Consider the following 10,259-nt stretch of genomic DNA (forward strand, 5'->3'; position numbering starts at 1 on the left):
GAACTATCGAACAAACTGTGAACATTAATCAGGGAAGTGCATCAAAATCAGCCCTTCGGGCCACGTGAACGATATCAGCGAGCTCTTTGGGTTTGATGACTTCGACAGTATCTCCCCATTGGTAAAGGTGCCACGCCATCTCAAGCCAGCCAGAGGCCTCAAACCGCACCTCAAGTGCGCCATCGACAGTCCGGCGCACTTGCTGGTTGGGATGAAATCGCCATTCCGCGGCGCGATCGGCCGCTTCTGGAGCGAAGCGCCACACGACCTCACCGAACTGGCTGTCGTCCTGGAACGAGCCAAACGCTCGCGCCGCGTGGGCTGCAAGATCAAAATCGAAGTCTCGCGCAAACCATTCGTCCGTCACCTCGACCGCTCTAATTCGGTCAAAGCGGAAATGCCGAAGCTTCAGCCCTTTATCGGGTTGCCTCCCGACGAGGTAGCGTCGCGCACCGAGAAGAACGCCGTAAGGTTCAACAAGACGTAGACTGTCATTGTAGCTAAAGCGAAGCCTGTATGGTCCGCGAAGCGCTGCGGTCACTGCGTCGGTTACGGCCTGTGCCACGGCAACGACTGGACCTGGCCTTGCTGCAACTCCATGAACTTCAAGCATCGCTTCCGCATCAGCTTCCGCGCGCCGTGCTTCTTTGACTGGCAGCGCGGCCAGAAGACGGTCGCGAAGGCTCGCCAAAGCGCGGGCCTGCCTTGAATCACCGCTTTCGCGAAGGCGGGAAATCGCGAATTCAAGCCCCTCGAGCTCCTCGTCACCGGAGAGCCGCAATCTAGCGAGTGGGACCTCTCGAACGATCCAGCGCCGTTCCCTGGTTTGATCTTCGGCAATCTCCACCGAATGTTGAAATGCCTCCGAGAGCGCCCAAGTCATGCGCTGCGCTGTTCGATGGCTTACCTCGAAATGCTCACAGATATCCGTCAGCGTGACGCCGCGGAACCTTGAAGAGGCGAAATCAGCCAAGCGGAGGAGCTCTCTTGCTTTGGAATAGGTCATGGCGTGGTCGTGACCCCCGGTCGTGTCGCTGACAGCAGCGAAGCCACTTTCGCGCGCGCCCTTGAGCGGCATCTCAAAGAGCCAATGATCATTGGGATAACCCTGAGCACGCCAGCCTCGGTCAATTTATGCCAACGAAGGTCGTCGCTGGCTTGTCGGCTAAGGGCAATCCGTCGGTAGCCTGCGGCAGTTTGGCCACGCTAGGTTTTTGGCGCGCCACAGCGCCCTTTGAGAATTGCGATCTCGGTTTCGTGGTCTCCTCCTGACATAGAGGAGACGGGCACGCCTATAAGAAATACGCCCAAGGCGTCGCCGGTCACAGCCTTGTTTTGCTGATTCGATACGATGGCCAAACGCTCTCGGTCCGCCTGTGTGCAAGGGCCGGCATTCGGAACACCTGCGATCTTGTCAGGGGGTGTGGCACACCCTGCCACGCCAGCGAACATCGACATCAACAAAACACATCGCTTCACAGTTTTCATCCCCCAGTTATTGCTTGCCCAGCGGCAACATCGCCTAGTGCAACAATGCAAGCAAGCGCCGACGGCCCGTTCCCCAAAACTAATTCTGCAGATGATATTGCGCTTACATTAGCCTGCGTGCATGTTTGTTAGCCGACACATATTGGGATCGGCGCGAAAAGCAGGACGCCGTAAGCCGCGGCGCTAGAGTCAGACCCAAGAGGAAGGCAGCGAGACGATGTCGAACAAACACGATGGGCCTTTGTTCTGTTGCAGGATCACACCGGAGCTGGAGTGGTCGATTGAGTTGAAGGCGAAAGATTGAGAGAGGCGAACGGACACTTGGCTACAGAGCGTCGGGGACGGTGGTCAGGCGAAAGGTGCCAAGTGGATATGGCATCCAAGTTCACGATGCAGACAGGGCCGTCTGGACGACTACGCCCATCAATGATCGGAAAGATATTCGCCAGCAGTTTGATGCAATGCTCACGCAGGCCATGCAAACCCGGGCAAGTCACGGGCATTTAGAAGGGCTTCCGTCGAAATAGCGATCAATGCACTGGGGTAATTGCCATGACGCTGAGAGAATTAATCGAGGCACTGGGGGTCAGCAGACATAATGGGCGCCGATGACGCCCCGGTCAGAGTTGTGTTGAGGAACATCGATACAAACGAAGGCATCCAATACGAACTAATCGGGGTGCAAGGAACGGAAGGCTGGAGCAGCCCAATCGTATTGATCTACGCGGGAGGACCTGCCGCAACAATGGACTGGCCGACGAGCATCTAGCTCAGTGAAACCTCGCCAACAGATCCACGAGAAATGCCCTTAAGCTGACCGTTGACCGGAAAAAGCTCGGAAGCCGCCATGACATACGATGAGATAGTGCAAAGACGCCGAAATTTGAGTATTGACGGCTACGGCACTCTGTCTGAAGTGAGCATGGAAGGCTTTAGGTCAGCCCTTATAAAAATTTCAGCCCGATCTGTGACTGGCCCCGTGCTACTCGCCTATCATTGGCTGGACGCGCAGGGGGTTCGAATCTCTTCGGGCGCACCTATCACACCACAGTTCACCAGTCCTGGTCACAGACTGGTCACTCCAGAGCTGCGTCAGCAAGTCATCAACGCCACCACGTCAGAAAAATATCACTGCCGTGACAAAGCCCACCGGCTCCGGTGCTATTCTTCGTAGCGCTCGCGCATCTCTTCCAGCATACGTTTCAACTCGCCTGTTCGGCTCACGGTCGCGGACTCCAACTCCGCTCTTCGGGGCGGCGGTGTATCCGGGGTTCGCGCGCAGTTGCCATCGATGGCTGCGGACCATCTCGACGCGTCACTTCCGACCAGCGACGGGCCGCCCATGACATGCGTTCGGAAGGAGACTCCGTGACCTGCGGGAGCGGCTTTGCCAATGGAACCATACGCAACAAGGGGGGCAGACCAGCGCGCCCAGTGAGCAAGCATCGCGTTTTTTTCGCTGCGGTGATTTCTGACCGATGTATACTAGCAACTAGGTCACTCAGGTCGCCAAAGCGGAGAACGGATATGTCGCTGCCAGCATTCTCAATCGCGATCCTGATAGCATTGTTCTTGGCGCCGGCAGTCAACGCCGAGGGAATTAGAGCTGCAGCCGGCGTCGATGCCCCTGTCGAACTTATTGATATTGGGCAAGGTCTGAGGTCGGACTGGTCTAAAGCTGCGCCTTGCTTTACCGCTGACAGAAAGGACCTCGACAGTGCCGAGACCACATTCACTATTGCAATTGATAACAAATCAAAAAGTCACACTGAGACTTCAAAACTTACAACTGAGCTCTCAGCCGGCGGAGGTTTCCAAATAGGTGTCGCAGGAGTCTCAGCAAAGATTTCTTCGCAGGCGGGCAAATCGGCAGAATTCAGGAGAGATGATCGATCCCTAGGCGTCATTGTCGAGGCTGTTGTGGACACAGGCAAAGCGTATGGCGCAAATGTTGAGCTAAATAAGTTGGGTCGATCATTCGCAAGTAAGGGAGCCCACACCTTCATTTCTCAATGTGGGATATTGATCGCCACTGAACTTCGAAGAGCCATACGTATACAGGTGGTTGTCGATTTTCAGTATGCGTCTACCAACGCGAAAGAATCGGCGTTTAGATCTCTGAAGGCCCAGATCGGAGGCAACTACGCTGGCTTCACTGCTAATGCTGGAATTGCGCAAAGGTGGGACAGGGCCGTGTCACAGGAAGGCTCGACATTGAAACTTCGCGTCAATGCAGTCATCAGGGCTGCTAATGGCGTGACGGGACTGCCTGAGTTTACCGACGCGATGAAGGATGCACAAGAGCAACCGTTCCAAACCATGTTTGTGGCAGTGCAAAATCTGCTCAACGCCAAAAAGGATGACAAAGGTGCCGTAGAAAGCGTCAGCTTTATCAATTCTGATTCCCTGGTGCCAGATTTTGAACTCCTTCCTTGGAAAAACAGACAGACCTTTTGGTCACGGTCTGATCGCCTGGAAGAACAGTTGGATCGTCTGAGAATAATGCGGATTGGCGGCCTGTTCTCGCCAGATGCGCCCATGGAAGGGGTTGCGGGAATGTCCAAAGAGGAGGCCGCTCTAAGGTTCAACACCTGGCTTAGCTTTTGCCGTCCACAAATCGAGAAATATGGCGCACCACGAAACAATGAATTGCTGCCGCGAATATGCACATGGGAATCGGGAGCTGATTTGGTGGATGCAGCGACAGCAAACAGGAGAGCCAAGAACATATGCTTGAGCGCTGCTGCGGATCAGGAGAAACTCTGTTCAGATGCGATGCTCGTAATCGTATTGTCAGAGTTCGCTCTTGCATTCGATCACGGCTTCCTAAGGTCGAAGACAGATCCATTTGAAAATCCTGAACTGGAAGGCCAGCCAGGAACAATTTCCTCGTCCAGGCTCGTCGGAACCGCACAAGACCACCGCCATGCTCTTGCGAAGCCGGATAGAACGAAGTTGATCGCGTTCTTAGGTCTGGTGAACGAAGTTTCGGTGTGGGAACCGGGCCATGCCGTAAACGCGTTCGAATGGGAAACTATCTATCTGTGGCGTGCCTATGGCGAGGATCCATTCTTCACCGCGTTGGACGGTGACACTGGTAAACAATTAAAGATGTTGCAGAACTATTCTGGTAATAAGGCTGTATATTTAACCCCCACTCATCCAATGATATTTCATAAATACGCTCTTCTTCTTGAAAACGGAAAGTCCCTCTTAATTTGGCCCCAAGAGTCTATCTTGGTCAAACCATTGGATAAAAGGATTCATTGGGCTTTTGGGAAAGAGCATATCGACAAGTATGGAGACCCAAGTCCACTCAAACAAATGACCGATTACCTAGTTGCGAATGGAGCTAAGCAGGGTCTGGTCTATTTGGACTTGGAAACAGTTCATGGACAATCGTCGGCTCACGTGTGGACGCTTAAGTTGCCAGCACAATGACTGAAGGTAAGGTGGGGCGTTCGCGGCCGACTAACCATTACTTCGGCAACCTTGTCCAAAGACCATCCGCTTCACGGGACGTCTGCCCATCTGTTGCCACCAAGTCCCGAATTCGGCCGAGATGCAGGGTGGAACTTCCGGCGATCCGGATGCTGGCTGGACGCGTGCGGCGATCATGCGCTCACTACGCCTGCTGATCGCCGCCGACAACATGACGCAAAAGGAAAACGCCAAGCTCGAGGGGCAGCCCGCGATTGCTCGCGCCATGATGAGGGCGGGCCGGCCTCTCTAGCGCAAGGAAGCGCGTCCACACTCTACGCCACGATTGCTAGCTGCCCGTCGTCACGGCGCATATGCGACGTTCCGTTAGCGCCACAAGGACGGCAAAGGCGTTTACTACGGCGAGCATATTGACGCAAACCTGATTGCCGCGACGCTTCTTTTTTGATCAGCAGATCGCTCACATCTTAGTCCGTCACAATGTTACAAAACTCTCTGTAAGTGCTTGATTTTGTTTATGCGGACCAGAGTTCAATCCTCTCTCGCAGCACATCGAAGCTCTGGTGCTGGGTTACGAACCACCCGCGAGAACGCGAGCTCCTGGGGCCGCTGGAAAATCCAACTTGCCTGAGACGTCTTGCTCGTGGCACGGCGCCGTTCGCATCGTTTCTTCTGCAGTTGAGCTTTTTTGTCGAACTTCAGTTCCTCGGCGGCGATAGCGCTATAACGTCAAGCAGAAGGAGTATTCTGCCATGACGATGATCACCTGCGGGCTTATACACGCGCTACCGCCATCGGACCGCCGGGTCTTTGGCCGTCCCGAAGCCGCCAGTTTCGTGGGTGCCAGCATCGGTTATTTCGACAAGCTAGTGCGTGCCGGCATCATGCCGCAGCCGTTGTCGCTTCCGGGTGGTGTCAAGCGCTGGGATGTCCGCGCACTCAACAAGGCGCTCGACGGCTTAAGCGGGATTTCCGAATCTGAAGATTCCGAATCTGAAGATTCCGACAATGAGTGGGATCGGCTCGTCCAATGAAGCGTAAACTGCCGAAGCACGTTAAAGCCTTCATTGATCGAACCGGCCGGTCGCGGCACTATTTCAGACACACGAACACCACCCTGCCAGGCCTTCCATATTCGACGGAGTTCATGGATGCCTACAGCGCGGCACTTAATGCGTGGGAAGCGGGCAGGGCTGCGCCAACGACTATGATCGGTGCCGATCGCATACAGCCCGGCACATTTGAGGCACTGATCCTTTCCTATTACGGCAGCGCAGATTTCAGAAATCTAGCAAAGGCGAGCCAGAAGACATATCGGAACGCCCTCGAGCGCCTCCGCCTTACCTACGGCACTGCTTCGGTCGTCAAGCTCGAGCGCAAGCATGTCCTCAAGATGATGGACAAAAAGGCTGAACATCCTGGCGCGGCCAACGAACTGCTGAAGATGATGAAGCTCCTGATGGGGCGCGCGCCATCGACATGGGGATGCGAAAGGACGATCCGACGATCCGGATACGGCGCATGAAAATCAAGTCGGGCGGATTCATCACCTGGGAGGAGGAGGACATTGTCGCATTCTACGCGGCGCACGCAGAGGGCACTCGTGCTCGGCTCGCCCTCGACCTCTTGCTGTTTACGGGCCAGCGACGCTTGGACGTAATTGGCATGGGTCGGCAGCACGTCAAGAACGACGTCCTGTCCATTCGGCAGCACAAGACTGGCACGGCCGTCTCGATTCCGCTTCATCCATATCTCAAAGGCACGCTCGATGCCCGGCCCCAGGACAACCTCACCTATCTCCTGACGCAATACGAAAAACCGTTCCAGCCCGAGTCGTTCACCAATTGGTTCCGGGTCTGTGTCCGCGAGGCTGGACTGCGCGAGGACCTTGCAAGCGGCGCCATGGGGCTTTCACCGCACGGTCTGCGCAAGGCATGTAGCCGACGCCTTGCCCAAGCCGGCTGCACACCTCACCAGATCAAGGCGATCACCGGCCACAAAAAGCTTGATGAGATCGTTCGCTACACCGACGCGGTCGATCAGATGCGCCTGGCGCACGAGGCGATGAATGCTATCGCCGAGCACGGAGCGGGAACAAAAACTGTCAAACCAAACAGCTTGGTTTGACAGTTTTACACCTAACTTGTTGAAAACGCTTCGTTGGTAAAGCGCTATTCCACGCTGAGCCGATACCCAATACCGCGCACGGTCTGCAGCCAGACCGGATTGGACGGATCGCGCTCGATCTTGCGGCGCAGCCTGTTGATCTGGACGTCGATGGTGCGCTCGCCGACTTCGGATTCGTCGCCGACAAGTTCATGACGCGGTATCGTTTCGCCGGCACGGGCCGCGAAGATCGCCAGGATCTCCTGCTCGCGGTCGGTCAGCTTCAGAGCCTCGCCGCCGCGCTTGAGCTCGCGCCGGGCGATCTGGAACGTGTAAGGCCCGAAGACCAGCTGCTCGACCTTGGGCGTCGTTGCCGGACCGCCGCGGCGCAGGATGTTGTTGATGCGCAGGATCAATTCGCGGGGATCGAAAGGCTTCGGCAGATAGTCGTCGGCGCCGGCCTCGAGCCCGGTGATCCGGCTGTCGGTCTCGGACAGCGCGGTAAGCATCAGGATCGGCACGTTCTTGGTTGCCCGCAATGCCTTGGCGAGATCGACGCCGGTTTCGCCCGGCATCATGATATCGAGCACCAGCAGATCGAAATCGAGGCCGGCGAGCTTGCGCCGCGCTTCGCCGGAATTTCCGGCAACGGTGACACGAAAGCCGTTTTCGGTCAGATATTGTTTGAGAAGATTGCGGATACGGGTATCGTCATCAATCACCAGCAGATGCGGCGCATCGTCGTCCGGTGCTGCCGGTTGATCAACCTTTTCAATGGTCTCCATGGCTTTTCCCTGACGTTTTTGCGGGCACAATGTCGATCTGCGCCCTTAGTTCCGGATTGACCATCGCTTCCAGGAAGCGCTCGATCAAGGCGCGTTCGGTGGCTCCGGAATCTTCCAATGCAGCATGGATGCGGCGTGACTGTGGCCGTGCCAGCGCCAGCGCCAGGGCGCGGCCCTTGGCTGTCGGATAGAGCTCGCGCTGGCGGCGGTCGCGCGGACCCTGCAACTGGACGATGTGGTCGGTGTCGATCAGTTGCTTGAGCACGCGCGCCAGGCTCTGCTTGGTGATCTTCAGCACGTCGAGGAGTTCGGCGACCGTCAGGCCCGGCCTGCGATTGACGAAATGCAGAACCCGGTGATGGGCGCGGCCGAAACCATAGTCGGACAGGATCTGGTCCGGATCGGAGGTAAAATCGCGATAGGCGAAGAAGAACAGTTCGATGATGGCAAAGTCGATGCCGTCCTCGTCGGTGATCGCCGTCCTGATCGGTTTTCCGGCTGGGTGGCTGCGATCCGTCATCATTTCTCCGTGCGAAAGGGAAATTATGTCAGTACTATTGACGTAATTTCCCGGCAATGGTAATTTTTGACAAGCTTTTCGGCGGATTGCGAACGAAAAGGCAAGGGAAAGCCGTTTTTCCGGAACTTCCTGTGTTTGCCAGACCTTATATATCCGCCTACGCTTCGAGATAGCGGCCGCCCGGTGCGGCTGACAAGAAACGCGCAACGATAATGTGCGGGCGGCCGCCCGCGGGAGGTTACCATGGCATCCGTTCCCTTTGACCAAATGGACGGCTTTATCTGGATGAACGGCGAGTTCGTCCAATGGGCCGACGCCAAGATCCACGTGCTGACCCATGGCCTGCACTACGCCAGCGCGGTGTTCGAGGGCGAACGCGCCTATGGCGGCGAGATTTTCAAGCTGACCGATCACAGCGAGCGCCTGCACGAATCGGCACGCCTGCTCGGCTTCAAGATTCCCTATTCGGTTGCCGAGATCGACGACGCCTGCCGCACGCTGTTAAAGAAGCAGGGTTTTCGGGATGCCTATGTCCGGCCGATCGCCTGGCGCGGCAGCGAACAGATGGGCGTCTCGGCGCAAAACAGCCGGATCAACTGCGCCATCGCCATCTGGCAGTGGCCCAGCTATTTCGATCCGGCACAGAAGCTGAAGGGCATCCGCCTCGATCTGGCCGAATGGCGCCGCCCCGATCCGCGCACCGCGCCGTCGAAATCGAAGGCCGCCGGCCTCTACATGATCTGCACCATGTCCAAGCATGCCGCCGAAGCCAAAGGCTATGCCGACGCCATGATGCTCGACTGGCGCGGCCAGGTTGCGGAAGCAACCGGCGCCAACATCTTCTTCGTCAAGGACGGCAAGATCCACACACCCACCCCCGATTGCTTCCTCGACGGCATCACCCGCCGTACAGTCATTGGTCTTGCCAAGGATCGCGGCTTCGAGGTGATCGAGCGCACCATCATGCCGGAAGAACTCGAAGGCTTCCAGCAGTGCTTCCTCACCGGAACGGCGGCCGAGGTGACCCCCGTTTCAGAGATCGGTCCATACCGATTCGAGGTGGGCGAAATCGCCAAGACTCTGATGAACGACTATTCTGCAGCCGTTCAACCCAAGCATGCGATTGCCGCAGAATAACGAAAGTCACAACTTTTTTAACAAGTAGGGGCGGTTTTCGGACTGCCCCTTTTATTTAAGCACCTCGGCATTTGACTTTCGTCCAGTTCGGCGTCTCATGATGCTGTCGGCCCGGGAGGCTGGCAGCTATGGAGGGACTGGCAATATGGACATGAACACGCTTCTTCAGATCATTGTTCAGGTGATTATGGGTGTCATTGGTGGCCAGGCGGTGGGCGCCGCGCTCAAGACAGCGGCAATGGGGCAGCTTACCAAAATCCTCGGCGGCGCCCTTGGCGGCGTCGGCGGTGCGGCCATCCTCGGCAGCCTGCTCGGCGGCGGCACGATCGATCCGGCTGCGGCCGCAGCGGCAACGGGCGGATTGGGCAGCGCGCTGAATGTGCAGAACATCCTCGGCGGTGCCGGTGGTGGCGCCATTCTGACGGCCATCATCGGCGCGGTCATGAACGCGACGAAGAAGTAAGCTTAATGCAAGTCGCGCAAAAGCATGCCCCGGCTTGACCCGAGGGTGCGTAGCGGTTTTGCGATAACGACATGCATAAAAACAATAACTTAAAGCGCGTCGCATGAATCCATTCAGCCGCGACGCGCTTTAGCGGTTTCGGGCTTTCCGTGGGGGGGGGGGGGGGGGGGCGGGGGGGGTGGGGGTGGTGGGGGGGGGGGGGGGGGGGGGGGGGGGGGGGGGGGGGGTGGGGGGGGCCCGGCGGGGGGGGGGGGGGGGGGGGGGGGGGGGGGGGGGGGGGGGGGGGCGGGGGGGGGGGGGGGGGGGGGGGGGGGGGGGG

General features: G+C 57.4%; 10 protein-coding genes. 6 read left to right on the plus strand and 4 right to left on the minus strand.

Features of this window, described 5'->3' with window-relative positions; genetic code table 11:
- Nucleotides 1-28 precede the first annotated feature (28 nt).
- Complete coding sequence (locus tag AC0L3D_RS18105) at nucleotides 29-1,078, minus strand: helix-turn-helix transcriptional regulator (RefSeq protein WP_473645300.1); 1,050 nt, start codon at nucleotides 1,076-1,078, stop codon at nucleotides 29-31.
- A 1,937-nt stretch (nucleotides 1,079-3,015) separates the two neighbouring features.
- Between AC0L3D_RS18105 and AC0L3D_RS18110 the strand changes: the two genes are divergently transcribed.
- The 4 genes from AC0L3D_RS18110 (at nucleotide 3,016) to AC0L3D_RS18125 (ending at nucleotide 7,056) form a co-directional block, all read left to right on the plus strand.
- Nucleotides 3,016-4,929 carry a hypothetical protein gene (locus tag AC0L3D_RS18110; RefSeq protein ID WP_473645301.1) on the plus strand — a complete coding sequence of 638 codons (1,914 nt, stop codon included), beginning with the start codon at nucleotides 3,016-3,018 and terminating at the stop codon, nucleotides 4,927-4,929.
- 752 nt (nucleotides 4,930-5,681) lie between these two features.
- Complete coding sequence (locus AC0L3D_RS18115) at nucleotides 5,682-5,963, plus strand: helix-turn-helix transcriptional regulator (RefSeq protein ID WP_473645302.1); 282 nt, start codon at nucleotides 5,682-5,684, stop codon at nucleotides 5,961-5,963.
- Nucleotides 5,960-6,454, plus strand: coding sequence for a hypothetical protein (locus tag AC0L3D_RS18120; protein ID WP_473645304.1), 495 nt, complete (start codon nucleotides 5,960-5,962; stop codon nucleotides 6,452-6,454). The genes AC0L3D_RS18115 and AC0L3D_RS18120 overlap by 4 nt, the downstream gene beginning before the upstream one ends.
- The gene (locus tag AC0L3D_RS18125) at nucleotides 6,451-7,056 is read left to right on the plus strand and encodes a tyrosine-type recombinase/integrase (protein ID WP_473645306.1); all 606 of its coding nucleotides are present in this window, start codon (nucleotides 6,451-6,453) and stop codon (nucleotides 7,054-7,056) included. The genes AC0L3D_RS18120 and AC0L3D_RS18125 overlap by 4 nt, the downstream gene beginning before the upstream one ends.
- A 44-nt stretch (nucleotides 7,057-7,100) precedes the next feature.
- Here the strand turns inward: AC0L3D_RS18125 and AC0L3D_RS18130 are convergent, their stop codons facing one another.
- Together AC0L3D_RS18130 and AC0L3D_RS18135 are read right to left on the minus strand one after the other, a co-directional pair.
- Nucleotides 7,101-7,820 carry a response regulator gene (locus AC0L3D_RS18130; RefSeq protein WP_023799877.1) on the minus strand — a complete coding sequence of 240 codons (720 nt, stop codon included), beginning with the start codon at nucleotides 7,818-7,820 and terminating at the stop codon, nucleotides 7,101-7,103.
- Nucleotides 7,807-8,340, minus strand: coding sequence for a MarR family winged helix-turn-helix transcriptional regulator (locus AC0L3D_RS18135; protein ID WP_031255243.1), 534 nt, complete (start codon nucleotides 8,338-8,340; stop codon nucleotides 7,807-7,809). Before AC0L3D_RS18135 ends, AC0L3D_RS18130 begins: the two co-directional genes overlap by 14 nt.
- A 243-nt stretch (nucleotides 8,341-8,583) precedes the next feature.
- Here AC0L3D_RS18135 and AC0L3D_RS18140 point away from each other — a divergent pair, with 243 nt between their 5' ends.
- Nucleotides 8,584-9,477: a branched-chain amino acid aminotransferase gene (locus AC0L3D_RS18140; protein WP_023799875.1), complete on the plus strand. Its 894-nt coding sequence runs from the start codon at nucleotides 8,584-8,586 to the stop codon at nucleotides 9,475-9,477.
- Nucleotides 9,478-9,622: 145 nt separating this feature from the next.
- Entirely contained in the window at nucleotides 9,623-9,940 is a 318-nt protein-coding gene (locus AC0L3D_RS18145) for a hypothetical protein (RefSeq protein WP_027151066.1), read from the plus strand.
- A gap of 113 nt (nucleotides 9,941-10,053) precedes the next feature.
- Here the strand turns inward: AC0L3D_RS18145 and AC0L3D_RS18150 are convergent.
- Nucleotides 10,054-10,259 (minus strand): hypothetical protein (locus AC0L3D_RS18150; protein ID WP_473645307.1); only part of this gene is annotated, 206 nt, incomplete at its 5' end.

The organism is Mesorhizobium sp. WSM4837, assembly GCF_055811435.1.

Bases quoted from the DNA above. Each gene is read 5' to 3' on its own strand.
- AC0L3D_RS18140 (WP_023799875.1), top strand. From the start codon at position 8,584: ATGGCATCCGTTCCCTTTGACCAAATGGACGGCTTTATCTGGATGAAC.
- AC0L3D_RS18105 (WP_473645300.1), bottom strand. From the start codon at position 1,078: ATGCCGCTCAAGGGCGCGCGCGAAAGTGGCTTCGCTGCTGTCAGCGAC.
- AC0L3D_RS18130 (WP_023799877.1), bottom strand. From the start codon at position 7,820: ATGGAGACCATTGAAAAGGTTGATCAACCGGCAGCACCGGACGACGAT.
- AC0L3D_RS18110 (WP_473645301.1), top strand. From the start codon at position 3,016: ATGTCGCTGCCAGCATTCTCAATCGCGATCCTGATAGCATTGTTCTTG.
- AC0L3D_RS18125 (WP_473645306.1), top strand. From the start codon at position 6,451: ATGAAAATCAAGTCGGGCGGATTCATCACCTGGGAGGAGGAGGACATT.
- AC0L3D_RS18120 (WP_473645304.1), top strand. From the start codon at position 5,960: ATGAAGCGTAAACTGCCGAAGCACGTTAAAGCCTTCATTGATCGAACC.
- AC0L3D_RS18135 (WP_031255243.1), bottom strand. From the start codon at position 8,340: ATGACGGATCGCAGCCACCCAGCCGGAAAACCGATCAGGACGGCGATC.
- AC0L3D_RS18145 (WP_027151066.1), top strand. From the start codon at position 9,623: ATGGACATGAACACGCTTCTTCAGATCATTGTTCAGGTGATTATGGGT.
- AC0L3D_RS18115 (WP_473645302.1), top strand. From the start codon at position 5,682: ATGACGATGATCACCTGCGGGCTTATACACGCGCTACCGCCATCGGAC.